The organism is Embleya sp. NPDC055664 (genome assembly GCF_053618075.1).
Genome location: NZ_JBSHGZ010000017.1, coordinates 58,526 through 82,236, shown reverse-complemented (window position 1 = coordinate 82,236; position 23,711 = coordinate 58,526). Strand labels below are relative to the sequence as shown.

General features: G+C 73.4%; 19 protein-coding genes and 1 pseudogene. 11 read left to right on the top strand and 9 right to left on the bottom strand.

All coding sequences use genetic code 11. From position 1 onward, the window contains the following. Window positions 1–85: 85 nt before the first annotated feature. Window positions 86–880 carry a metallophosphoesterase family protein gene (locus ACWGR4_RS25875; protein ID WP_452132188.1) on the bottom strand — a complete coding sequence of 265 codons (795 nt, stop codon included), beginning with the start codon at window positions 878–880 and terminating at the stop codon, window positions 86–88. Between the two features lie 64 nt (window positions 881–944). Between ACWGR4_RS25875 and ACWGR4_RS25870 the strand changes: the two genes are divergently transcribed. Beyond that, window positions 945–1,181 carry a hypothetical protein gene (locus tag ACWGR4_RS25870; protein ID WP_452132187.1) on the top strand — a complete coding sequence of 79 codons (237 nt, stop codon included), beginning with the start codon at window positions 945–947 and terminating at the stop codon, window positions 1,179–1,181. 61 nt (window positions 1,182–1,242) lie between these two features. Here the strand turns inward: ACWGR4_RS25870 and ACWGR4_RS25865 are convergent, their stop codons facing one another. Next, the gene (locus ACWGR4_RS25865; protein WP_380003777.1) at window positions 1,243–2,442 is read right to left on the bottom strand and encodes a helix-turn-helix domain-containing protein; all 1,200 of its coding nucleotides are present in this window, start codon (window positions 2,440–2,442) and stop codon (window positions 1,243–1,245) included. A gap of 94 nt (window positions 2,443–2,536) precedes the next feature. Then, entirely contained in the window at window positions 2,537–2,704 is a 168-nt protein-coding gene (locus ACWGR4_RS25860; RefSeq protein WP_170222150.1) for a hypothetical protein, read from the bottom strand. 223 nt (window positions 2,705–2,927) lie between these two features. Here ACWGR4_RS25860 and ACWGR4_RS25855 point away from each other — a divergent pair, with 223 nt between their 5' ends. From ACWGR4_RS25855 to ACWGR4_RS25815, 9 genes and pseudogenes are all read left to right on the top strand, one after another. Beyond that, a complete protein-coding gene (locus tag ACWGR4_RS25855) occupies window positions 2,928–3,992 on the top strand; it encodes a DUF3068 domain-containing protein (RefSeq protein WP_452132186.1) in 1,065 nt (354 codons plus the stop codon). A gap of 245 nt (window positions 3,993–4,237) precedes the next feature. Further along, window positions 4,238–5,410, top strand: coding sequence for a glycosyltransferase family 4 protein (locus ACWGR4_RS25850; protein ID WP_380003774.1), 1,173 nt, complete (start codon window positions 4,238–4,240; stop codon window positions 5,408–5,410). A 4-nt stretch (window positions 5,411–5,414) separates the two neighbouring features. After that, complete coding sequence (locus ACWGR4_RS25845; protein WP_380003773.1) at window positions 5,415–6,140, top strand: class I SAM-dependent methyltransferase; 726 nt, start codon at window positions 5,415–5,417, stop codon at window positions 6,138–6,140. An 87-nt stretch (window positions 6,141–6,227) separates the two neighbouring features. Continuing rightward, window positions 6,228–10,646, top strand: coding sequence for an alpha-(1->3)-arabinofuranosyltransferase domain-containing protein (locus ACWGR4_RS25840; RefSeq protein ID WP_452132185.1), 4,419 nt, complete (start codon window positions 6,228–6,230; stop codon window positions 10,644–10,646). Then, window positions 10,643–12,049 carry a condensation protein gene (locus ACWGR4_RS25835; RefSeq protein ID WP_452132184.1) on the top strand — a complete coding sequence of 469 codons (1,407 nt, stop codon included), beginning with the start codon at window positions 10,643–10,645 and terminating at the stop codon, window positions 12,047–12,049. Before ACWGR4_RS25840 ends, ACWGR4_RS25835 begins: the two co-directional genes overlap by 4 nt. After that, window positions 12,049–12,768 carry a class I SAM-dependent methyltransferase gene (locus ACWGR4_RS25830; protein WP_452132183.1) on the top strand — a complete coding sequence of 240 codons (720 nt, stop codon included), beginning with the start codon at window positions 12,049–12,051 and terminating at the stop codon, window positions 12,766–12,768. The genes ACWGR4_RS25835 and ACWGR4_RS25830 overlap by 1 nt, the downstream gene beginning before the upstream one ends. A 14-nt stretch (window positions 12,769–12,782) precedes the next feature. Beyond that, a pseudogene (locus ACWGR4_RS25825) lies at window positions 12,783–13,736 on the top strand (hypothetical protein); the annotation flags it as partial. Beyond that, a complete protein-coding gene (locus ACWGR4_RS25820; protein WP_380003768.1) occupies window positions 13,669–13,878 on the top strand; it encodes a Trm112 family protein in 210 nt (69 codons plus the stop codon). The pseudogene ACWGR4_RS25825 and the gene ACWGR4_RS25820, both read left to right, overlap by 68 nt. After that, entirely contained in the window at window positions 13,875–14,645 is a 771-nt protein-coding gene (locus ACWGR4_RS25815; protein WP_452132191.1) for an FkbM family methyltransferase, read from the top strand. The genes ACWGR4_RS25820 and ACWGR4_RS25815 overlap by 4 nt, the downstream gene beginning before the upstream one ends. Before the next feature lie 12 nt (window positions 14,646–14,657). Here the strand turns inward: ACWGR4_RS25815 and ACWGR4_RS25810 are convergent, their stop codons facing one another. Together ACWGR4_RS25810 and ACWGR4_RS25805 are read right to left on the bottom strand one after the other, a co-directional pair. Beyond that, on the bottom strand, window positions 14,658–15,374 hold the full coding sequence (locus ACWGR4_RS25810) for a response regulator (RefSeq protein ID WP_452132182.1): 717 nt from the start codon (window positions 15,372–15,374) through the stop codon (window positions 14,658–14,660). Continuing rightward, window positions 15,371–16,612 (bottom strand): sensor histidine kinase, encoded by a 1,242-nt coding sequence (locus ACWGR4_RS25805; protein WP_452132181.1) that lies wholly within the window; start codon window positions 16,610–16,612, stop codon window positions 15,371–15,373. Before ACWGR4_RS25805 ends, ACWGR4_RS25810 begins: the two co-directional genes overlap by 4 nt. A gap of 246 nt (window positions 16,613–16,858) precedes the next feature. Between ACWGR4_RS25805 and ACWGR4_RS25800 the strand changes: the two genes are divergently transcribed. Then, window positions 16,859–18,238, top strand: coding sequence for a tannase/feruloyl esterase family alpha/beta hydrolase (locus tag ACWGR4_RS25800; protein ID WP_452132180.1), 1,380 nt, complete (start codon window positions 16,859–16,861; stop codon window positions 18,236–18,238). A 125-nt stretch (window positions 18,239–18,363) separates the two neighbouring features. Here ACWGR4_RS25800 and tatA read toward each other — a convergent pair whose 3' ends face one another. From tatA to dctA, 4 genes are all read right to left on the bottom strand, one after another. Then, window positions 18,364–18,630 carry a Sec-independent protein translocase subunit TatA gene (gene tatA, locus ACWGR4_RS25795; protein WP_380003764.1) on the bottom strand — a complete coding sequence of 89 codons (267 nt, stop codon included), beginning with the start codon at window positions 18,628–18,630 and terminating at the stop codon, window positions 18,364–18,366. Between the two features lie 116 nt (window positions 18,631–18,746). Continuing rightward, the gene (locus ACWGR4_RS25790) at window positions 18,747–21,575 is read right to left on the bottom strand and encodes an HAD-IC family P-type ATPase (protein ID WP_452132179.1); all 2,829 of its coding nucleotides are present in this window, start codon (window positions 21,573–21,575) and stop codon (window positions 18,747–18,749) included. Continuing rightward, window positions 21,559–21,948: an ArsR/SmtB family transcription factor gene (locus ACWGR4_RS25785; RefSeq protein ID WP_078980386.1), complete on the bottom strand. Its 390-nt coding sequence runs from the start codon at window positions 21,946–21,948 to the stop codon at window positions 21,559–21,561. Before ACWGR4_RS25785 ends, ACWGR4_RS25790 begins: the two co-directional genes overlap by 17 nt. A gap of 126 nt (window positions 21,949–22,074) precedes the next feature. Then, a complete protein-coding gene (gene dctA, locus ACWGR4_RS25780; RefSeq protein ID WP_452132178.1) occupies window positions 22,075–23,517 on the bottom strand; it encodes a C4-dicarboxylate transporter DctA in 1,443 nt (480 codons plus the stop codon). Window positions 23,518–23,711 lie beyond the last annotated feature (194 nt).

Here is a 23,711-nt window from a genome sequence, read left to right as displayed (position 1 = left end):
CGGCCGGATCGGCCGGGGTCGATGGGTCGGGCGGTGGTCGACCCGGTCGCTGCGGCGACACGGGCTCCACATGGCCGTGTCGGGGTCAGACCGTCAGGAGGATCGCGCGGGCGTCCGTGTTGAGGGTGTGGCCGCCGGGGGTGGGGGCGACCGGGACCGGCCAGTGCACGTGGCCGCAGATGGTGAGGGACGGCGGGGCGGCCCGGATGCGGGCGGCCGGCTCGGCGCGGCCCGGCTGGGTGGGCGTGGCGCCGGGCGGCCCCTCGTGCAGGATCAGCACGTCGGGGGTGGCGCCGAGGACGCGGTCGACGAGGGCGGTCTGCGTCTCCTCGGCCCGGCGGCCCGGCCGGTTCGGGTCGCCGATGATCCGGCCCACGCCGGCGAAGCGGACCCCGCCCACGTCGACGTGTGCGCCGTCGAGCAACACGACGTGCGGGCCCGCCTCGACCAGGTCCGCCGTCGACACCTCGTCGTGGTTGCCGGCCACGCCGACCACGAACGGGCAGCCGGCCGCCGCGAACGCCCACCACACGTCCCGGACCGCCCCGCTCGCGCCGCGCCGATCCGCCGCCGGCGCCGCGTACAGGTCGCCCGCCAACACCACGCCCACCCGCTCCGGCGCCGGCGCCGACCCCTCCTGCGCCCACACCGTCAGGAAGTCGGCGAGCGCGACACCCAACAGCACCGGCGGCCCACCCCAGGGCGAGGGCGCGACCCCCTGGAGGTCACCGGCGACCAACACCGCGTCGCACCCCGCCGGCAGTCGATCCACCCGCAACCGCCCCACCGGCAACCGCGCCGCCTCGCTCCCGCCCCCGACTCGCGCCCGGCGATACCCGACCTCGGTCACCGCCTCCACCCCACCACCCACGATCCGCATCCCCGCACGGTAGTTCCCGGGCGGGCATCGAAGGCAGGGCAACGGCCCGACTAGGCTGCCGGACATGCCGAACAACGACGGATACGAGCCGGTTTTCCGACGCAGTCGCCTCCGGGGAGGCCGCTACGTCTACAACGTCCACAACCCCGTGGGCCGCGTCCTGACCGTGCTCGCGCTGACCGTCACCGGCGTCTTCATGCTCCTGATGGCCACCCACACCGGACCCTTCGCGGACTCCCCCACCCGGCCCGGGCCGACGCTCCCACAGAGCGGGCCGTACGCGCCGACGTCGGCCCCCTGAGCCTCCTCGGCCCCCCTGAGCCCCCGGTCCCGGCATCCCAACGATCCCCCCTCCGGTCCCCTCAGTCCCCCTCCTCTCGCAACCGCCGGGCCCGCAAAACCAGTTCCAGTTCGAAGCGGCGATCCGGCTCGTTCATCTCGTCGCCGAGCAGGTCCCGGATCTGCCGCAGCCGATAGCGGACCGTCTGGGCATGCACGCCCAACCGGGCCGCGATCTCCGGTGCGCCGCCCCGGGTTTCCAGCCACGCCAGCAGGGTTTCCTCCAGCCGACGGGCGTGCGCCGGCGAGCAGCTGTCCAGGGGGGCCAGGCAGCGGCGGGCCAGGTCCTCGATCAGCTCCTCGGGCGGAAGCAGCACCAACGCCTCGGTGTGCTCCGTACATCGGATCAGCCGCCCCTCGGGCAGGTGTCCGCGCTCCACCAGACGCAGCGCCGTACACGCCCAGTGCAGCGACTTCGCGGCGTCGGCGATCGGCACCGACGGGCCGATCGCGCCCGACCAGCCCGCCATCGCCCGCCGCACCAGTTCGGGGCGTCCGGCCGTGTCCGGGTCGGGCAGGATCATCCGGGGCCGTTCGCACTCCATGTCCAGGAGCACGTCCCGACCCACCGCCGGCGCCACCGCGTCGGGCGCTGGGCGCAACAGCACGCCCACGGCGACCTGTTCGGGCACCGTCCAGCCGATGCGGGCGGCGTGTTCGGCCAGCGCGCTCGCGGGTTCGGTGCCGTATTCGGTGAGCAGCAGTTTGATCAACCGCTTCTGCGCCCACAGCCGTTCGCCGACCTGGCGGGCCGCGGCCTCGGCATAGCCGTGTACGGACTGGGCGACCAGTCCGTCGAGGAACTCGAAGCCCGCCTCGGCGAGTTCGTACATCGCGGGCGGCGGGATCTCCACCCGCTGACCGATCTCGGCCAGCCGCCGCCAGGCCAGCCGCACGCCGAGCCGGTACATCGCCTGCAACGAGTCGAGGCTGCGCCCCTGGAGCACTTCGGCGCGGCCGAACAGCTCGAAGATCTCCAGACGTTCGTGCCGCCGATCGCCGGTCGCGGCCAGGTGCTCGACGAAGTCGACGAGGGCGCGCCGGATGGCGACCAGCGCCATCGGCTCGCCCGACTCGTCCGGCACCAGCGGCACGCCGGGGTATTCGATCCGGATGTCACGCAGGATTCCCTGCGCCAGTTCGGGTACCTCGGCCATGGCCAGATCGGCGAACCGCCGCAATTGCGGCCGGGGTACGTCCCGCCAGGCAGTGCGCACCGTCACCTCGCCCCTCCCTCGCGCCGGTCGGTCGGCGCCGTCTTCGGGGTCCGCCGGCCGATGCCGGGCCGGACCCGTCTCCCGGCGTACGGGCTCGGCATCAGGGCTGCGCGGTCGGCGCCGGCGTCGGGTCGGTACGGAACGAGACCAGCGGCGAATTGGGTTGGTCGGGAGTGGAGTTCAACGCGGCGACGATCCCGAGCCCGGCACCCACGGCGAGTGCGGCGGCGAGGATCACGGTCGACCCGGCGGCGAGCAGTCTGTGCATGCTTCGACGAGCCTCTCGATCGGAGGGCACCCCGCCCATTCCCATGCACCGGCTCTATATCAGCACAGTGTGCGAGGTGTATTGACACTCCGTCAAGGGTGCGCCTACGGTTCCCGGCCTGGGACGGACCCGAGCCCGACCTGCGTCGGAACCCACGCCGGAACCGCCCAGACCCGAGACAGACGTGCACGTGCCCGAGGCCGAACGCCGTCAGGAGTGCCGGATGCGCCGCCCCACTTCGCCCCGCCCCATCTCGTCCCGCCCCTCGATCCCGTCCCTGCTCCTGCTCGGTGTGGGAGTGTTCCTGCTCGTGCTGGCCGCGATGCTGGCCTGGTACGTCGAACCACACGCCAAGCGCACCCCCGTCGACATCGACGACACCGTGGTCTTCGCCGGTAGCGGCAGCTATTTCGACACCGCCACGCTGAAACCCGTGGACGGAAAGACGATCACCGTGACCCGCCGCGTGCTCGGCGACGTGGCGGAGGCCAAACGCAGCGGCCGCGCGGTGTGGGACGTGTCGACGACCATCGACACCCCCGAGACGCTGGCCTGGGGGGACCCGCGCCGGTCCTACCAGTGGACGCTGGCGCGCTGGGTGACCGACCGCCGCACCAACGCGCCCGTGCACTGCTGCGGCGAGACGCCGCGGATCGAGGGCGAGGCGTTCCTGAAGTTCCCGTTCGACCTGGAGAAGCGGCAATACCGCTGGTGGGACGAGACCTTGGGGGCGGCGATCCCGCTGGACTACCGCGGCACCACCAAGGTGCTGGGGCATCGCGGCTACCGCTTCACCGGCGCGGTGCCGGACACCCGGATCGGCGTACGCCAGGTCCCGGGCGCACTGGTCGACCTGCGCGCGCAGCCGCAGGTGCTCGCCGAGGAGTGGTACGCCAACGCGGGCATCGAACTGGTCGTGGATCAGCGCACCGGCCGGGTGATCGACGCGAAGATCGCCCCGCGCAAGACCCTGCGCGCACCCGGCGCGGCGACCGCCTCGGTGGTCCTGCTGAACAGCGACCGGATCGCCTTCACCCCGCAAACCCGGCGCCACCAGGTCGACTTGGCGAAGCGGGACGACCGCAAGCTGATCGCCATCGGGTGGATCGCTCCGCTCTCGGCGGCCGGCCTCGGGGTCGTGTTGGTGACGCTCGGGGTGGTATTCCTGGTCCGAGGCCCGCGCCGCGCGTCCGGCGGCGCCCCGGGCGACGGTACGGCCGACGACCGCGACCCCGAGGGCGACACCCGCCCGCTGCCCGAACGGCACGCGGAACCGGCACCACATTGACGGTTCGCGGCCTCACCCGGGAGCAAAATTGTCACCTCGGTGAGTAGCCGACCGGTGACGCGGTGGCGAAAACTACGAACTCACCCCGCACATCCCGCCCGTCCCGCAGAACCGGCACCGCCGTTCCCATCGCGGCGACCACGCAGCCATCCCTCCCCCGGGATCCGGCCCGACCCCGCGCACCGAACGCTCGCTCGCTCCAGGACCGAGAACGAGACCGAGATCGAGAACGAGTTGGAGCTCAGATGCCCCAGCACGTGCCCGCGTTGCGTGCAGTGACGCCCGTATCGCCGCGCCGACCCGTCCCGCCCACCCGCTCGTCCGACCGTTCCCCGCACCCCCACCGCATCGTCTTCCTGGCTCGCCGCGACCTGGCCAACCCCGCCGCCGGCGGCTCCGAGCTGCTGGTCGACCGGCTGGCCGACGGACTCACCGCGCACGGCCACCGGGTGACCCTGATGTGCGGCGGCCCGGCCGCCGATCGGGACTACCGGGTGGTCTCGGCGGGCGGCGACACCGACCACTACCTGCGCGCCCGTCGGACCCTCGATCGCCGGATCGGCGGCTGCGACCTGCTGGTCGAGGTGTGCAACGGCATGCCGTACCTGACCCCGCTGTGGCATCGCGGCCCCACCGTGTGCCTGGTCAACCACGTGCACACCGACCAGTGGGCCATGCGCTTCCCGGGCCCCGCCGCCCGGATCGGCCGGCGCCTGGAGCGCTGGGGACTGGCCGGCACCCATCGGGGCAACCTGATCGTCGCGGTGTCCGGCTCGACCGCCGGCGCGCTGCGGGAGATCGGCGTACCGCCGGAGCACATCCGGGTGGTGCACAACGGCGTCGAGGAGCCCGCCCCGCCGGTGCCCACCTCGACCGAGCCGCTGTTCGTGGCCGTGGGCCGGCTTGTCGACTACAAACGCATCGATCTGCTGCTGCGGCTGTGGGAGCAGGTCCGGCCGGTGACGGGCGGTCGGCTGGTGATCGTCGGCGACGGTCCCGAACGGGATCGGCTGCGTGCCGTCGCCGGGCCCGGAGTGCGCTTCACCGGCTGGGTGTCCGAGGCGGAAAAGCACCGACTCCTGTGCGCGGCCTGGCTGTTGCTGCATCCCTCGCAGGTCGAGGGCTGGGGTCTGGTGGTCACCGAGGCCGCGGCGCGCGGCACACCGGCCGTCGGCTTCGACATCCCCGGGCTGCGCGACTCGATCGACGACGGCGTCACCGGCGTACTGGCGCGCGGCGAGAGCTCGTTCGCCGCCGCGTGGTGTGCGCTGGCACTGGCCCCGAGACGCCGCGAGGCGATGGCCCGCGCGGCGAGGCGACGCGCCGCCCGCTACCGATGGAGCGCCACCGTCCGGCAGTTCCGGGCGGTGGCCGCCGAGGCGGCGGCGTCGGGGACCGGACGGAGCAGCCGGTGGTGATCGTGTGAAGGACCCGTCGCTGCGCCGGTCCCTCGCGCTGTTCCGCGCCTTCCGGCACGAACAGAGCGACCCGGACGGCTGCTACGGGCTGCTCGCCCGGGACGCCGCCGACCAGATCGAGCGGCACATGCGGCTGCGCGGGCGGGTGGTGGTCGATGTCGGCGGCGGCAGCGGGCACTTCACCCGCGAGTTTCGTCGGCGCGGCGCGCACGGATACCTCTTCGAGCCCGATCCCCGGGAGTTGACCGCACGCGGCACCCCGCCCGAAGGCGCGGTACTGGCCGACGGCTACCTGCTGCCGCTCGCGGACGGGACGGCCGACGTGTGCTTCTCGTCCAACGTGCTCGAACACGTCGCGGATCCGCGCACGCTGCTGAGCGAGTTGGTGCGGGTCACCCGCCCGGGCGGATTGATCTACGTGTCCTTCACCAACTGGTACTCCCCGTGGGGCGGTCACGAGTGGGCGCCGTGGCACTACATGGGCGCCGAACGCGCCCGCACCCGCTACGCGCGCCGCACCGGCCGCGCGCCCAAGCACATCCTGGGCGAGAACCTGTTCGCCGTACACGTCGGCCCCACCCTGCGGTACGTACGGGCCCGGCCCGACGTGGTGGTGGTCAGCGCCCGCTCCCGCTACTGGCCCTTCCTCGCCGGCACGGTCACCCGGATCCCCGGGCTGCGCGAGGTGATCACGTGGAACCTGCTCCTCATTCTTCGGCGGTGCCCGTGACGGCGCGGCCATCGCCCGACGCATCCGTCGGTCCCGCCGCCGGCTCCCCCGACGCCGGGTATCGCGCGCGCCCCGCAGGAGGCACCCGTGGCTGAGACGACCCTGACCCTCCCTCCGGCCCGGCCCGGTCGACCGCCCGCCGCGCCGCCGGCCGTCGAACCACCGGCCGAGCGGGCGCGGCATCGGTTGTGGGTGCCGGCGTTCTGGGTGGTCGTCCTGGTCGGGTTCCTGGCCAAGTCCCCCGGCAAGACCACGTTCGAGACCAAACTCGGCGTGGCCACCGACCCCTGGGACTTCATCGGCGACCTGGGCAGCCTGTGGCACGACCGGGCCGGCTTCGGCGGCCTCGCCGACCAGTACATCGGCTACGCCTTCCCGATCCTGCCCTACTACGCGCTCGCCGACCTGGTGCGGCTGCCCGTGTGGTTGGCCGAGCGGCTGTGGTTGTCGCTGATCGTCACCGCCGCCTTCTGGGGCGCGTTGCGGCTGGTGGAGGCGCTGCGGATCGGCACCGCGCGCAGCCGACTGCTCGGCGCGGCGGCCTACGCGTTGTGGCCGACGTTCACCATCGTGATCGGCTCCACTTCGGCCGGCGTACTGCCCGGTGCCGCGCTGCCGTGGGTGCTGCTGCCGCTGGTGTCCGACCGGCTGAGCCCTCGGCGTACGGCCGCCCGGTCCGCGGTGCTGATCCCGTTCATGGGCGGGGTCAACGCGGCCTCCACGCTGGCCGCGCTGCTCCCGGTGGGGCTGTACCTGCTCAGTCGGCCGGCCGGGCCGCGCAAGTGGCGGCTGATCGCCTGGTGGGTTCTCGGGGTGCTGCTCGCCACCGCCTGGTGGGTGATCCCGCTGATCCTGCTGGGTGTGTACGGCGAGAACTTCCTGCCGTACGTCGAACAGGCCGACACCACCACGACGACCATGTCGGCGACCGAACTGCTGCGCGGCGCGGGCAACTGGGTCGCCTATCTCGACTTCGGCGAACCGTGGTTGCCCGCCGGCCGAACCGTGGTCGCCGCCGTGGTCACCGTCGTGTGCTCCGCGTTCGCCGCCGCGCTCGGCCTGGCCGGGCTGGCCCGCCGCGACCTGCCCGAGCGGCGCTGGTTGACGCTGACGGTGCTGGTCGTGGCGGCGATCACGCTTGCCGGATACTCCGGTTCGTTCGGTGCGCCGTTCCATGGCACGATCCGCGACTGGCTCGACGGTCCGATCCGGCCGTTCCGCAACATCTACAAGTTCCAACCCGGACTGGCCCTGGCCCTGGTGCTCGGCCTGGCCCACCTGGTCGGCACGACGAGCACCGCCGCCCGAGGCACCGTCCCATCGGCCCGACACGGGCTGCGCTCCGGTCGCCCCTACGCGCCGCTGATCGCCGCCGTGCTCGTCCTGCCCGGGCTGGCCTGGCCGTACCTCAACGGCACGATCCTCCAGCCCGGCGCCTTCAAGGAGTTGCCGCACCACTGGCACCAGACCGCCGACTGGCTCGAGCACAACTCCGCCGACAGCCGGGCCCTGGTGGTGCCCGCCACCGCGCACGGGCTGTACACGTGGGGGTCGCCGATCGACGATCCGCTCGATCCGCTCGCCGATTCCCCCTGGGCGCAGCGGGACTTCGTCCCGTTCGGCACGCCGGGGCAGCGCCGGGCGACGGACGCGATCGAGCAGGCGCTGCTCACCGGCGGTGAAGTACCGGGCCTGCGCGACTTCTTGATCCGCGCCGGACTCTACAACGTGGTGGTGCGCAACGACCTCGATCCGGACCAGATCGGCTACGTCCCGCCGAACGTGGTCGAACGCACCCTGGTCGCCTCCGGATACCACCGGGTCACCGCGTTCGGTCCGGAGATCACCGGCGGGCGCATCCCGGAGAACACCCCGGTCCAGGTACAGGGCCTGTTCAGCCGCCGGCAGGCGGTGGAGATCTACGCGCCGCCCGCCGACACGCCGCGACCCGGCCGGGTCGGCACGCGCGCCGTCGCGGATACCGCGGTGCTCAGCGGCGGTTCCGAGGCGCTGCTGCAACTGTCCGCCGATCCCGGCATGCGTGACCGACCCACCGTGCTCACCGGCGACGACCACCCCGGCATCGACCGGCCGGGGGTACAGGTGATCGCGGACGGACTGCGGCGCGCGGACACCCGGTTCGGGCTGGTGAACAACAACACGTCGTACACCTACACCGCGACCGAGCGGAATCCGTCCGAGAGCGCGCAGGCCGCCGGCGAAAAGCCGAAGCAGATCCTGCCGACGACCGGCACCGAGCACCAGACCACGGCGGTGTTCGCCGGCGCGAAGGCGGTGACTGCGTCCAGCAGCGGCAACTGGCTGTTCCATCTGCCACAGTTCGACCCGGTGAACGCCTTCGACGGCGATCCGGGCACCGCCTGGACCGAGGGCAGCGCGGACGGGCCGGTCGGCCAATGGTTGCGGGTGGCGTTCACCGGGCCGATCGATCTGCCCGACACGCTGCGCCTGACGCCATTGGCAGGCAGCGCCATGCGCGCCGCGCCGACCCGGGTGCGGGTGGAGACCGCGCGGGGCTCCGAGGAGAGTTCGCTGCAACCCGACGGCACCGCGCAGATCGTCCGGGCACCGGCGGGCCGGGCGAGCTGGTTGAAGATCACCATCCTGGGCGCGCAGTCCCCACGTTCGGGCCTGTCCGGCGCCGGGTTCGCCGAGGTGTCCGTCCCCGGGGTGCAGGTCTCGCGGGTATTGCGGCTGCCCACCGACGCGGCCGGCGCCGATGCCTCGACCCGGGTCTACTCGCTGCACCGCGACGAGGATCCCGGCGGGTTGTCCCCGGTGAACGCCGAGAACGGGCTGCACCGGCGGTTCGACACCGCCACCGACGGCACATTCACCGTCGACGTGCGCGCCGCCGGAGTCACCGGCGCCGAGCTGGACCGCCTCGTGCAAAACGCGGTACCGGACCGGCCGCCGGGCATCACGGTGACCGCCGAGTCGACCGGATACACCGGCAGTCGGCTCGACGCGCGCAATCTTGTGGACGGCGACCTGACCACCGCGTGGATCGCGGGCGATCGACCCGTACTGCACCTGAACTGGGGGCAGCCCAGGTCCGTCGACCAGATCGTGCTCGGCGCGGCCGGCGGGTTGTCCGCGCGCCCCGAACGCATCGAGATCTCCACGCCCTTCGGCTCGACCACCGCCTCGGTGGACGAGAACGGCACGGCCCGGTTCCCCTCGATCTTCACCGACCGGTTGACCATCACGATCAGCAAGGTCGCGCCGCTGACCCTGCACAACCCACTCGCCGACCAGCGGCTGCAACTGCCCGTGGGATTGAGCGAGATCTACATCCCGGCACTGGCCGACCTGCGGCAGCGCCCCGCCGACCCGGGACAGACCTTCCAACTGCCATGCGGCCAGGGCCCGACGCTCAAGGTGGACAACGTGCCACACCCGACGAGCGTGTCGGGCACGGTGCGCGACCTGACGGAGCGTCGGAGTGTCCGGGTGCGACTGTGCGACGGCGACGCTCCCGGGGCCACGCTGTCCCTGCCCCGGGGCACGCATACGGTCGAGGCGGACAACCGGGGACCCGTCGAGATCACCGACGTGACCCTGACCGGCGGGCAACTGCCGCCCACGAACCGGCAGTCGGCGCGGGTGGCCACCGCCGTCGACTGGAGCGGCGACCACCGGACGGTACGCGTGGGGTCGGGCGAGGCCACCTACCTCCAGATGTACGAGAACCGCAACTCCGGCTGGAAGGCCACACTCGGCGGCAAGAAGCTGCGCCCGGTCCGGATCGACGGCTGGCAGCAGGGCTGGCTGGTCCCGGCGGGCGCGGCCGGGACCGTGCGGCTCGACTACGAGCCGGGCGGGATCTACCGGGGCGGACTGATCGGCGGCGCGGTGGCCCTGGCCGCCCTGCTCGCCCTGGCGTTCGTCCGGCGGCGCAACGAACTCCCGGCCGGGGACGCTCAGTCGCGGGTCGAACCGCCCGCGCCCGGCTCGATCCTGGGCGTGGTCGCGCTGACGGCGGTGATCGTTTTGGCCGCGGGGCCGTTGGCGCTGGTGGTGCTCGCGCTCGCGGTGGTGGCGCGTCGATGGCAACACCTGCTGGTGCCGGTTGCGTTGGTGGCGATGGTCGGAGCGGGCATCGCGGCGGCGACCGGGGCGGGCGAGCCCGTCGGCGCCGGGGACGGCGCGTTCGGGCCGGCCGCGCAGATCCTGGCGCTGATCGCACTGATCGCGGCACTGGTGACGGTGGGCGAGGCGGATCGGGGCAGCGGCGACGACCCGACCCGGCGGGACCCCGCCGTCGAACCCACACACCGGAGCACCGGGCAGACGCCCGGCGACGAGGCCACCGGGGGGCCTCCCGATCGGGAGGCCGATACGGCGGAACTGCCCACCGTGGCACCGGACTCGCGGCGGGCCGAACCCGGGGAGGGCGATGACGCGAAGCCCGGGCACAAGAAGACCGACCCCGGGGCGACCCACCCCGACCAGTCCCACACCGAGGAGACCGACCAACCATGAGCGCGGTGCGCCCGGCTCGGCGCGAGCACCCGGCCGAACCGGCCCCGGCCCGGATCCCGTTCCCGGTCGTCGACGAGGTGTCCCGGCAGTGTGTACGGCCGGGCGAGGCGATCTCGGTGCACATGGAGATCCGGCTGCCCGGACAGCCGGATCCGGCCCGGCTGCGCACCGCGTTCCGGGCGGCGCTGCGCACGCACGCCCGCGCGCTGGTCCGCGAGGCACCCGCGCCCTGGTACGCACGCCGCTACGCGTGGGAACTCACCGACGCGCCGGACGTGGAGCCGATCCGCTTCCCGCCGCCCGGACCCGACGCACTGGCCCGGGCCCGGGCGGCGGCGCTGGCCGAGGCACCGCCGCTGACCCTGGCACCGCCGATCCGGATCGAGGTGATCCGCTCGTCGCCGACCGCCGCCGGGTGTGTCCTGCTGTGCACGATCCACCACACTGCCCTGGACGGCCCCGCCTTCCTGCGCGTGCTGGCGACGACGGCGAAATTCTACGGCGGCGCCGGCAACGACCCGCCGGCCGCGCCGCCCACGACGGATCGAGCCGCCGCCGGCACGCCGACCGACGGGCCCGGCCTCGACCCCGGGAGTCCGTCGGCCCGCTCCGCCCGGGTCGCGCCGGCGCCCTCGTCCGACCCGAACCGGCGCACGGGCAACGGCGTGCTGCTCGGCGAACTCCCCCTGCACGCCCGCCCGTCCGGCGCCGACCACACCGTCAACGACCGCCTCCTGGTCGCCACGTGCCTGACCATCGCGCACTGGAACCGGCTGCACGACGCACCGCTTCGACCGATCCGGATCACCATGCCCGTGGACGACCGCCCTCGCGGCCTCGACATGCCGATCGGCAACGGCACCCGCCTGGTCGACGTCTGCTTCGGGCCGCGCGAATACGCCCCGGAACACGACGGCAGGCATGACGGCGGGCACACCTCGTACCCGAGCCCCGACCACATCGCCGACCTGCTGCGCCGCACCGCCCGCCGCACCCGCGAACTCCGTGCCGCGCGCCGACCCCCGCTCGGTCGCGGCGCCGCCCTGCTGACCGCGCCGGTACTGCCCGTCGGCGTGCGCGCCGCGTTCACCCGGGCCCTGGGCCGTGCGGTCGGACCGTGGACCTCGACCACCCTGCTCAGCAACCTCGGCCGCATCCCCTACCCGCTGGACTTCGGCGACGCGGGCCGGGCAAGCGCCGTGTGGGTGTCCGCACCCACCCGGATGCCCAGGGGTCTGACCCTGACCACGACGGGCACCGCCGACCGCCTGAACGTGAGCCTGCGCTGGTCCCGAGCGCTGCTCGACGACGCGGCGGCCCGGCAGCTGTACGGCCTCCTGGACGCATACCTTGCCGCCGTCGCCGCCGCACCGAACCCGCCGCCACCCGGAGGTGGTTCGTGATGACCGCCACCCGCCCCGCCGGCCTGCGCGCGTTCTACGAGGACCCCTCCGTCCCGGTCGCCTCCGGCCCGGAACGCAGCCGCCGGCAGGCCGCCATGCTGGCCCGCGCGCTCGGCCCCGAACCGGCGCTGATCGTGGACATCGGCTGCGGCGACGGCTCGGCGGCAGCGATCGCCGGACCGCTGCTCGCCCGCCATACGCTGGTCGGCCTCGACTGGTCCCAGGACGCGCTGCGCCGCGCCGCGCCCCGGCTCGGCCATGTGGTGCGCGGCGAACTGACCGACGGCGGGCTGCCGTTGGCCGACGGCGCGGTGGACGCGGTGATGTTCGCCGAGGTGTTGGAGCACCTGGTCGACCCCGACGCCGCGCTGGACGAGCTGCGCCGGGTGCTCAGACCGCGCGGCCACCTGATGGTGTCCACCCCGAATCTGGCCGCCTGGTACAACCGGGCGCTGCTGCTCGCGGGTGTCCAGCCGGTCTTCTCCGAGGTCAGCCTGCGCGGCATCCACGGCCGCCCCGGCACCGAGGTGGTGGGCCACCTGCGGCTGTACACCGCCCGAGCGCTTCGGGAGTTCCTGGTCGCGGCCGGCTTCGAGGTGGTCCGGGTCGCCGGCGCGCCCTTCCACGGCGTGCCCCGCCCGTTGCGCCCGCTGGACCGGATCGCCTGCGCCGCCCCCTCGCTCGCCTCGATCCTGCTCGTGCACGCGCGGCGGCGGTAGCCGTGTGGTGGGGCGTGGCCGCGGCGCTGCTCGCCAACGTGCTCTACAGCGGCGGATTCGTACTGGAGAAGCGGGCGTTGACCGGGCTCCCCGCGCTCACCGTCGGCCGCCCGCTGCGCACGATCGGGCTGCTCCTGCGCAGTGCGCCGTGGCTGGTCGGCTCGCTCGCCCTCGCCGCCGGATTCGCCGCCCAACTCGTCGTCTACCGCGCCCTGCCGCTCGCCGCCGCACAGGGCATCCTGGTCGCCGGCCTGGTGCTGCTGCTCGTGTTGTCCTCGGTGGTGCTGGGCGAGCGACCCTCCGCCCGGGAGCGCGCGGGCGTGCTTGCCGTCCTCGTCGCACTGGCGATGGTGGTCGGCTCGCTCCGGTCCTCGGACACCGTCGGCGACCACGCCCCGGTCGGCCGACTCCTGGCCGTGTGCCTGCCGGCCCTGGTCGGGTCGGCGTGGCTGTACGCGGCGGCGGGCCGCCGGGCCCGGGATCCGGGTCGCCCGCCCGTCACCGGCGTCGAGTACGGCGTGGCGTTGGGCCTGCTGTACGGGGTGAGTTCGCTGGCGATCAAGGGCGTCTCCGGCCGGGTGGGCACGCACGACCCCGGCGGCCGGATGCTGGAACTGCTGCGCTCGCCCTACCCGTACCTGCTCGTCGGCACCGGCGCGGCCGGTTTGGTGTTGTCCCAGACCGCGCTGCAACGGTGCCGGGCGTCGTTGATCGTGCCGGTGTGCACCACGGTGTCCGCCCTGTTCACCGCCGTGCTCGGCAGTGTCGCCTTCGACGAGGCGCTGCCGCACGATCCGCCGCGGCTGGCGCTGCGCGTGGCCGGCACGGTGCTCGTCGGCGCCGTCCTGCTCGTCCTGCCCCGGCACGACCGAGTCCCCGTCCCGGAAGAGGAGTCGCCCGATGGAACCCGACAATCCGCTGCTCCGGATCCTGGCCTGCCCGCTGGACAAGGGGCCGTTGACCCTGCTGATCGCGGAGGACGCGTTGTACAACCCGAGGTTGCGCCGGCGCTATCCGATCGTGGCGGGCATCCCGCAGTTGTTGCCGTCCTCCGGCGTGCCGGTCTCCGACGACGAACACGCGCGGATCACCCGCCGGAGCGCGCCGTGACGCTCGCCGCCCGGGTCGGTCCCCGGGTGCCGCCGAAGCTGGTCACCACCGCCGTCGACGTGCTGTATCCGCGCTTCGAACCGGAGTTGCGCCGGCTCGCCGACTTCGTCCCGGCCGGCGGCACGGCCGTGGACGTGGGCGGCTGGTACGGGCCGTGGTCGCGGCGCTTGGCGCGGCGCGCGGACCGGGTGGTGACCGTCGAACCGGTGCCGCACCTGGCCCGGCTGCTCGCCGAGGGCGCCCCGGCCAACATGCGGGTGGTGGCCGCCGCCGCGGGCGATCGGGCCGCGGACACCGTGTCGTTGTGGTTGCCGCCGGGCGACCGGGGCGATCGGGGTGTGTCGTCGCTGGTTCGCCGGGAGATCCACGACCGGGCGCTGGAGGTGCCCTGCGTGCGGCTCGACGATCTGGGGCTGACCGGGGTGGTCTTCGTCAAGATCGACGTGGACGGCAGCGAATCGGCGGTACTGCGCGGGGCGGAGGAGGTGTTGCGCCGCGATCATCCGGCGCTGTTCATCGAGTTGGAGACGCGCATCGGGTCACCGGCGCCCGTGCTCGACCTGCTCGCCGAACTCGACTACGCGGGCTGGGTATTGCCGGGGCGGAACTGGTTGCCGCTGGCCGGGTTCGATCTGGCCGGGCATCAGTCCCGGACCGCGCATGTGGCGGAACGCGGGTTGTTGCGCCGGACGTTGGCCCCGTTCAGTCGCCGCTACGTCAACTCGGTGCTGTTCCTGCCGAAGTCGCGCCGGCCCGGCGACGGTTGACGCCCGCCCCCGTCACAACAGGCCGTGGTCGTGGGCGTAGATCGCCGCGTGGGTGCGGTCGCGCAGGCCGAGGCGGGACAGGATCCGGGAGATGTGGTTCTTGACCGTGCCTTCGCTGAGGTAGAGCCGGGAGGCGATCTCGCGGTTGGTCGACCCGGTGGCGATCAGCCGCAACACCGCGGTCTCCCGCTCGGTGAGCACACCGGGGCCGGGTCCGGAGCCGGAGCCGGAGCCGGAGCGCGCTTCGGGCAACGACACCACGGCATCGACCGGCCTCGGTTCCGGCTCCGCGCGGGCCAGGTTGGCCGCCAGTCGGCGGGTGATCGAGGCGTCGAGCTGGGCGACGCCCGCCCGGGCCAGCCGTACCGCGGCGGCCAGTTGCGCCGAGGGCAGGTTCTTCAGCAGGTAGCCCACCGCGCCGGCGCGCAGCGCGTCCGTCACGTACTCGTCGTCGTCGAAAGTGGTCAGCATGATCACCCGGCACAGCGGCGCCCGTTCGCGGATCTGCGCGACCGCGGCGACACCGTCGAGAACGGGCATCCGGACGTCCATCAGGATCACGTCGGGGTGCTCGGCCACCGCGACCGCCACCGCCTGTCGGCCGTCGGAGACCGCGCCGATCACGGTGATCCCGGGCTGGATGCCGAGCAGCGACGCAATCCCCTCCCGGACCAGTTCCTGATCGTCGACCACCAACACCCGTACGGGGTCCGCCTCGGGCCCCCTCATCGGCGCCCCGCCGCGGCGCCGACCGGCTCTCGCGGCACCGTCACGGTGATCCTGGTCCCGTGTCCCGGCGCCGCCTCGACCTCGACCCGCCCGCCGAGCCGGTCCACCCGCTCGCGCATGCCGCGCAGGCCGAACCCGCCGTCCTCCTCCCGCCCGACCGCGAACCCGCGTCCGTCGTCGGCGACCACCAGGCACGCCTCGTCCTCGCCGTAGCGCGCGCAGACGCTGACCAGACGGGCCTCGGCATGCCGGTGGGCATTGGTCAGCCCCTCCTGGGCGGCGCGATACAGCGCGGTGAGCGATTCGACGTGGTAGCCGCGTTCCTCCCCGGACACATCGAGGGTGACCCGGGCGGGCCCGCCGTCGACGTGCCGGACCAGGTCGGCGAGCGCCGAGGACAACGAGAAGGGCGCGTCCTCGTCGCGCAACGCCCGTACCGACACCCGGACTTCGTCCAGCGCCCGGCCCGCCGACCAGCGCGCGTCGGCGATCGCCCGCTCGGCGATCCGGGCGTCCAGGTCGCGAAACGCCGACGCCTTCTCCAACTGGACGGCGATCGCGGTCAGATGGTGGCCCAGCCCGTCGTGGAACTCACGGGCCAGCCGGTTGCGCTCGCGGGCGGTGGACAACCGCTCGACCCGGGCCGCGTAGTCGGCCAACCGGGCGTGTGACTCCCGGAGTTCGTCGAGCGTGTCGGCCAACCGCACCCGCCCGGCCTGCTCGCCCACGGCGATCGCGGCCATCGCCACCGCGAGCGCCAGGCCCAGGCCGGACATCAGCAGGTCCGTGACGACGTCGGCGCGCAGATACCAGCGGGGCACCCACAACACGTCCCCGAGCAGGATCGCCCCCGTGCAGGCCACGGTCAGCGCCACACCCACCCGGCGGCCGAACGCGAGGAACGCGGTGATCGGGACGAGCACGAACAACGCCCGGGACACCCCGGAGCGGTCCAGAGCGACGGCCGCGGCGAACAACACCAGACGGGCCGCCAGGAGCAGCGCGGCCGGGCGGGGTGGGGTGCGCGGCGAGTACCGACGCTGTTCGATCCGGTCCAGGGCGATCAATACCAGCAGGCACACGACGAACCCGGCCAGGCGCGGCGGCCGGACCGGCCCGTCGGTGACCAGGCCGCCGTACAGCCCGCCGAGCAGCACGGCCGCGTGCACCGCGGGCGGCAACCACGGCATGGGTCGGGACGCCCCCGCGGTCGGGGCCGATGGTGACAACGCGGTCATCCGGTATCTCCATTCGATCCCCCGGGTGCGGTGCGCCGAACGATACCCGCAGGTCGGCGGGGATCGGCGGGTGCGGCGGGGTCGGGACACAACCTTGGCCGAAGGTCATGTGCCGTTCGGCCGCGGGTGCTCCCGCAGGGCCGGCCGCGAATCGGCCATTCGGCATCTGGGGCCGGGCCGGGGGCGTTCCTAGGCTGGGTCGGGCCGGATCCCGGCGCTCCCATCCACCCCACGAAGGGCAGTCCCTTGCTGCTATCGACCACCCGTCCACTGGCCGTCGCCGCCGCGCTGCTCCTGACCGCGACGCTCGGTTCGACCGCGGCGAACGCGGCGGCCGAGTCGGACCGGGGCGACTCCTCGTCCTGCACGGCGCGTGTCCCGGGCGCCGAGTACGTGATCGGCGCCTGCCTGGCGGATCTGACCACCAACGGCACGATGAAGACCGGGCACACCGACCCGACCGACTGGCTCGGCCTGGAGGCGCCCGGCACGGTCACCCCGTCCGGCGTCGCGGGTGTGCAACTCGACGGCTATTTTCCGGACACGTCCACCAGTAATCCCACGCACGGCTGGAATCACGACAGCCAGTTCGTCATTCGCCTACCGAAGAAGTGGAACGGCGGACTGGTCGTGGCCGGCCCGCCGGGGCTGCGCGAGCAGTACGCCAACGACCGGATGATCTCCGATCAGGCGCTCGCCAAGGGCTTCGCCTACGCGGCCACCGACAAGGGCAATACCGGAACGAAGATCTACCGGGACGGGGTGCGTCCCGGCGATGCCATCGCGGAATGGCACCAGCGGGTGGCGCAGTTGACCGTGGCCGCCAAGAAGGTCGCCGGGCGGCACTACGGCCGGGCACCGAGGACCACCTACATGGCCGGCGCCTCGGCCGGTGGATACCTGGTCCGGTGGCAGTTGGAGCACAACCCGGGGTTGTTCACCGGTGGTGTCGAGTTGCACGGGCTGCTGTTCACCCCCGACTCGCCCAACATCCTGGACACCGCGCCGGCCGCGCTGCGGGCCTATCCGCGCTACCGGGACAAGGTGCCGGGCGGGTACGAGGAGATGTTGGCCGCGGGTTACCCGAAGGGCTCCGAGCAGACCTGGGAGTTCCACTACCAGAAGTTGTGGGACTCGCTGCAACGCACGATGCGCGAGGAGATCGACCCCGACTACGACGGCGCCGGGGAGGCCGGAACGCCGTTCTGCCCGCCGAACACCGTCAAGGGGTGCGACACCGATTACGTCTACGCCAAGCGGCCGGCCGCCGTGCACGACGCGGTGGCCCGGCTGTCCCTGACCGGGAAGATCAAGCGTCCGCTGATCACCCTCCAGGGCACGCTCGACGCGCTGTTGCCGATCAGCCGCAGCGGTGACGTGTACGCGAAGATGGTCGACGACTCCGGGCGCGGCCGGATGCACCGCTACTACCGGGTCACCGGTGGGACGCACGCCGACGGGTTGTACCAGGGGCTGGAGCAGTTGGTCCGGCCGATGTCACCGTGCTTCGCGACGGCCTTCGACGCGCTGTCCGCCTGGACCACGCGGGGTACGCCCCCGCCGCCGAGCCGGACCGTTCCGGCGCCCGCGCCGGGCACCGACAAGGTCAACGGCTGCACGCTGTAGGCGGACGGTTCGGATCCCTGCGCGGCAGCGGGCACTTCACCACGGGCCACCCGTGCGGCGTCGTCGACGCGGCACGGGTGGCGTCCGGGTGTCCGCCCTGTTCGACGGGCGTCGGGTCCGGCGCCTCAGCGGACGTTCGGGTTGGCCGGCTCGCGCTCGGCGGTCGTGCGGACGGTGTCGGCGGCGCCGGGCGCGCTTCGTACCGCGCGGGCCGAGGTCTGCGCCGGCTGCGTGGTGTCGTCCTCGCGCATCGCCTTGGTCTCGCTCTTGAGAATGCGCATCGACCGGCCCAACGCCCGTGCGGTGTCCGGCAGTTTCCGGGACCCGAACAGGACGATCACCACGATCGCCAGGACCAGCAGGTGTCCGGGCTCCAACCCGTTGCGCAACATCGCCACTCGCCTACTTCCACGCCGCGGGCCCGACGCCGCGCCCGACGCCGGGCAGCCCGATGAGGACACCTTACTTGCCGTTTTGCGCAACTGTACAACTTCAGTGGTGTCGAGGGTCAGCCGCGCACCGCACGCCGCCGGTCGTAGCGCCGGCGCACCAGCGTCAGCGCCCCCGCGTACAACGCGAGCACGCCCGCGAGCACCGGGTAGTAGCCGATCGGCAGCGACGCCATGCCCAGCGCGGGGGCCACCGGGGCCAGCGGCAACAGCACGCCGATCGCGGCCAGTCCGGCGGAGGCGATCAGGATCGGCCTCGACGCCCGGCGCCCCGCGACGCCGCGTCCGGTGCGCAGGAGCAGGATCACCAGTGCCTGGGTGAGCAGGTTCTCGGTGAACCAACCCGCGTGGAACGCCTCCTGGTCCACCTCCCCGCCGTGCCGCACCATCAGCACCAGGACGGTGAACGTGGCGAGGTCGGCAACCGCGTTGAGCAGGCCGAAGCCGGTGATGAAGCGCAGCAGGTCGCGCGGGTGCAGCGCGCCGGGGCGGCGCAGCGTGCCGGCGGCCGGGCGGTCGAACACGAACGCGGCCTGGGCGGCGTCGAAGCACAGGTTCTGCACCAGGACCTGCGCGGGGAGCATCGGCAGGAACGGCAGCAGCAGCCCGGCCATCAGCATCGCGATCACGTTGCCGAGGTTGCAGGACAGGGTGATCCGCAGATAGCCGGCGATCGTGCCGGTGCCGCGCCGCCCGGCCACGATCGCCTCGTCGATGGCGCCGAGGTCCTTGGACACCAGCACCACGTCGGCCGCCTCGCGCGCCACGTCGACCGCATCCCGGGGGCAGATCCCCACGTCGCAGGCGTGCAGCGCGGGCAGGTCGTTGACCCCGTCGCCGAGGAATCCGGTGGTGTGGCCGGCGGCCCGCAGCGCGCCGACGATGCGGGCCTTGTGCGCGGGCGTACAGCGGGCGAACACGGTGTGCGCGGCGGCGAGCCGGCCCAGTTCGGCGTCGTCGAGCGCGTCGATCCGCTCGGCGGTGACCACCTCGCCGGGGTCCAGGCCCAGGTCGCGGCAGACCCGGGCGGCGGTGCCGGGCAGGTCGCCGGTGAGCACCTTGACCGCGACGCCGCGATCGGCGAGGACCGCGAGCGCGTCGGCCGCGGTGTCGGCGAGCGTGTCGCGCAGGCCGACGAAGCCGATCAGGGTCAGTGCGCCCGCGTCGAGGGCGGCCTCGGGATCGGTGTCGGCGGGCCGCTCGGTCAGCGCGACCGCGAGCAGCCGCAGGCCGTCGGCGGCCGGCTCCGCGGCCAGGCGCTCCGCGTCGGCCCGGGCGGCGGCGTCCAGGGGCTGCTCCCGGCCGTCGAGCCGGACCCGTGCGCAGCGGTCGAGTACGTCGTCCACCGCGCCCTTGACCACCACGCTCAGCGGGCCCGGACGTCCCGGGCGCCGGACCACCGCGCACGAGGTGCGGCGGACGGGGTCGAACGGCGACGCGGCAAGGCCGTCGTGGTCGGCGGGGTGGTCTGGGTGGTCCGGCAGCGCGACGAGCCCGGTCCACGGCGCGTCCGGCTCGCGCTCGGCGGTCTCCACCTCCCGTGCGCCGGCTTCCTCGTACCCGGTCAGGACCGCCTCGTCCAGCGCGTCCGGCACCGGCGGATCGGCCAGGTGCAGCGTCCACCAGCTGTTCAGCGCGGCCCAGTGCAACACGTCGGGGTCGGCCCGGCCGGCCGGGTCCACGTGGCAGTCCAGAATCGGCTGATCCCGGGTGAGGGTGCCGGTCTTGTCGGTACACAGCACGTCCATCGCACCGAGGTCGTGCAACGCGGGCAGCCGCTTGACGATCACCTCGTGCTCGCGGGCGAGCAGACGCGAGCCGCGGGCGAGCGTGGTGGTCACGATCACCGGCAACATCTCGGGGGTCAGCCCGACCGCCACCGCCACCGCGAACGGCAGCGTCGCCAGGCCCCGCCCGCGCACCACCGAGTCGGCGAGCAGTACGAGGGCCGGGGTGACCAGCATGAAGCGCATCAGCGTCCAGGAAATCCCATGCACCGAGCGGTCGAACGCGGTCTCCCGGCGGGGTGGGGCCAGGCGCGTGCGCGGGGTACCGGGGAAGCGGACGCGGGTGCCGGCGAATCGGGTGTCGGCGCCTGTCGCGTAGACCACCGCGGTGCCGCTGCCGGCCGCCACGCTGCTGCCCTGGAAGCACAGGTGGGGCCGCGCGAACAGGTCGTCGGCGCCGGGCTCGTCCGGCGGCACGTCCACCGGGTGTTTGGCCACCGGCGCAAAGGCCCCGGTGAGCGCCGACTGGTACACCGTCAGGCCACTCGCGCGCAGCAGCCGCAGATCGGCCGGGACCAGGTCGCCGGGGCCGAGCCGGATCACGTCGCCCGGCACCAGCTGGTCCACCGGCACCTCGCGCGGCGCCGGGTCCGCGAGCGGCGGCCCGCCCGGGTGCTCCCGGCGGCGGACGCTCGCGGTGCCGGCGACGAGTTCGCGCAGTGCGGCGGTGGCCCGCGCAGCCCGGTGCTCGCCGGTCGCGCGCAGGGCACAGCTGACCACCACCAGGACCACGATCACGCACGCGGTGGTCCAGGCGGTGACCGCGGCGGACACCAGGCCGAGGCCGAGCAGGACGGCGGTGAACGGGTCGCGGGCGCTGCGGGCGAAGCGGCGGAGCAGACCGGGCGGGCGTCGGCCGGCGACGGTGTTCTCGCCGTACCGGACCAGTCGGGCGTCGGCCTGCGCCTCCGTCAACCCGCGCGGACCGCTGCCGAGCAGGCGCAGCACTTCCAACGTGGGCGCGTCGGCGGCGGCCCGGGCCGGGTCCGGGCCGGTGACCTCACGCCGCCGGGGGCCGGGTACGCCGGCGGCCGGGTCGTCGAGGTCGGTGGCCGGGCCCGTCGTGCCGGATCCGGGTACGACCTCAGGCGCCCAGGCCACGGGACCGTCCCGGCACCGCCCCGGACTCGGTGCGTTCGGCGAGTCGTTCGATCAACCAGCGCACCATGGTCACCACATCCGGGTGGTCGACCAGGTACACCACGCGCCGACCCTCGCGCCGGGAGCGGACCAGGCCGGCCAGTTTGAGCTTGGCCAGGTGCTGGCTGACGGCGGGCAGCGCGCCGCCGACCCGCTCGGCCAGCGCGGTGACGTCGCTCTCGCCGGCGGCCAGCGCCCACACGATGTGCAGGCGCGCGGGCGAGGCCAGCAGTCCGAAGGCCGCGGCGGCCTCGGCCAACACCTCGGCCGGCGGGTCCTCGAAGTCGTGGACCGCTGAGGCCACAGTCGTACTCCCGTCCACGTGCGCGGCCATCGGATCATCGCCGCCGCGCGGCGCCCGGGTCCCGCGAAAGAACACTCAGTCTAGGGTCGCACCGCGTCACGGAGGGGAACCCGGGGGCCGATCGCCCCGCCACGACGCGTGGGGTGGTGCCGACGCTCAGGCGGGAGTCGGCTTCGTCGTCGACACCAGGGTCGGGGGCGACGCGGCCGGCACCTGCTCGGGTGTCGGTGCCGGTGTCGGTGTCGGCTCCGGTGGTGCGATCGGCTCGATCGGGGTGACCCCCGCCAACACCTTCCGGGCCCGTTCCCGATCCAATACGCCCTCCCACGAGGCCACCACCAGCGATGCCACGCTGTTCCCGCACACGTTGGTCAGCGCCCGGCACTCGCTCATGAACCGGTCGATGCCGAACACCAGCATGATCCCCGCCACCGGCACGTGCCCAACCGTGGACAACGTCGCGGCCAGCACGACGAACCCCGAACCGGTCACCCCCGCCGCGCCCTTGGAAGTCAGCAACAGCACCGCGATCAGGCTCAGTTGTTGCCCCAGGGACAGCGGGGTGTCGGTCGCCTGGGCGACGTAGAGCGCGGCCAGGGTCAGATAGATGCAGGTCCCGTCCAGGTTGAAGGAGTAGCCACCGGGCACGGTCAACCCGGCCACCTGGCGCGGCACGCCGAGGTTCTCCATCTTCGTGATCACCCTCGGCAGCACCGACTCGCTGGAGGAGGTGCCGAGCACGACCAACAACTCGTCCTTCATATAGCGCAGCAGATGCAGGATGTTCAGCCGAATCGCCGCCAGCACCGCGCCGAGCACCACCACCACGAAGAACAGACTGGTGCCGTAGAAGATCGCCACCAGCTTGCCCAGACTGGTCAGCGTGTCGAGCCCGTACCTGCCGACGGTGAACGCCATCGCGCCGAACGCTCCCACCGGCGCCGCGTACATCACCACGCGCAACACCGCGAACAACACCCGGCCGGTCTTCTCCACCCCGACCGCCACACCCGTTGCCGCCGGGCCGACCAGCTTGATCGCGACGCCGAACAGGACCGCGAAGAAGAGCACCTGGAGCACGTCGCCCTCGGCGAAGGCACCCACCACGCTGCTCGGTACCAGGTCGGTGAGGAAGTGCCACCAGGACTGGGCCTGACCCTTGTCGATGTACCCCTGCGCGGTCGCGGAGACCTTCATCGAGCCCACGTCGGCGTGTACGCCGTCACCGGGGCGCAGCACGTTCATCACCACGAGCCCCAGGAGCAGCGCGATCGTGGTCAGCGCCTCGAAGTACACCAGCGACTTCCAGCCGATCCGGCCGGCGCCGCGCAGGCTGTCCACGCCCGCGATGCCGGTGACCACGGTGACGAAGATGATCGGCGTGATCACCATCCTGATCGCGTTGACGAACGTGTCGCCGAGTGGGCGCAGCGACTCGCCGGTGCCGGGCCAGGCGGCGCCGACCACGACACCGGCGAGGATCCCGACGAGAACCCAGACGTAGAGCAGGGTGTACCAGGGGCGGCGCGCGGGCGGCGGTGGGGTGGGTGGCGCGCCGGGCGTACCGGCGTCGTGGTCGGATGTGGTGGCCTGGGGCATCGGGGGCCTCCCGGTCGGGGACGGGTGTGGCGCCGCCGGCGGTCCGGAGCGCGCCCCGTCGGGGCTCGGACACATCGGACACATCGGCATGTCGGCGCGATACGCGTCGTAGCGTGGCGTGGTCGTGACGCCGGCCGGGACTTACGCGCATTACGCGCATGGCGAGAATTTCGCCGAATGCCACCAAAGTGGAT

Bases quoted from the DNA above. Each gene is read 5' to 3' on its own strand.
- ACWGR4_RS25875 (WP_452132188.1), bottom strand. From the start codon at position 880: ATGCGGATCGTGGGTGGTGGGGTGGAGGCGGTGACCGAGGTCGGGTAT.
- ACWGR4_RS25870 (WP_452132187.1), top strand. From the start codon at position 945: ATGCCGAACAACGACGGATACGAGCCGGTTTTCCGACGCAGTCGCCTC.
- ACWGR4_RS25860 (WP_170222150.1), bottom strand. From the start codon at position 2,704: ATGCACAGACTGCTCGCCGCCGGGTCGACCGTGATCCTCGCCGCCGCA.
- ACWGR4_RS25855 (WP_452132186.1), top strand. From the start codon at position 2,928: ATGCGCCGCCCCACTTCGCCCCGCCCCATCTCGTCCCGCCCCTCGATC.
- ACWGR4_RS25850 (WP_380003774.1), top strand. From the start codon at position 4,238: ATGCCCCAGCACGTGCCCGCGTTGCGTGCAGTGACGCCCGTATCGCCG.
- ACWGR4_RS25835 (WP_452132184.1), top strand. From the start codon at position 10,643: ATGAGCGCGGTGCGCCCGGCTCGGCGCGAGCACCCGGCCGAACCGGCC.
- ACWGR4_RS25830 (WP_452132183.1), top strand. From the start codon at position 12,049: ATGACCGCCACCCGCCCCGCCGGCCTGCGCGCGTTCTACGAGGACCCC.
- ACWGR4_RS25820 (WP_380003768.1), top strand. From the start codon at position 13,669: ATGGAACCCGACAATCCGCTGCTCCGGATCCTGGCCTGCCCGCTGGAC.
- ACWGR4_RS25810 (WP_452132182.1), bottom strand. From the start codon at position 15,374: ATGAGGGGGCCCGAGGCGGACCCCGTACGGGTGTTGGTGGTCGACGAT.
- ACWGR4_RS25805 (WP_452132181.1), bottom strand. From the start codon at position 16,612: ATGACCGCGTTGTCACCATCGGCCCCGACCGCGGGGGCGTCCCGACCC.
- tatA (WP_380003764.1), bottom strand. From the start codon at position 18,630: ATGTTGCGCAACGGGTTGGAGCCCGGACACCTGCTGGTCCTGGCGATC.
- ACWGR4_RS25785 (WP_078980386.1), bottom strand. From the start codon at position 21,948: ATGGCCGCGCACGTGGACGGGAGTACGACTGTGGCCTCAGCGGTCCAC.
- dctA (WP_452132178.1), bottom strand. From the start codon at position 23,517: ATGCCCCAGGCCACCACATCCGACCACGACGCCGGTACGCCCGGCGCG.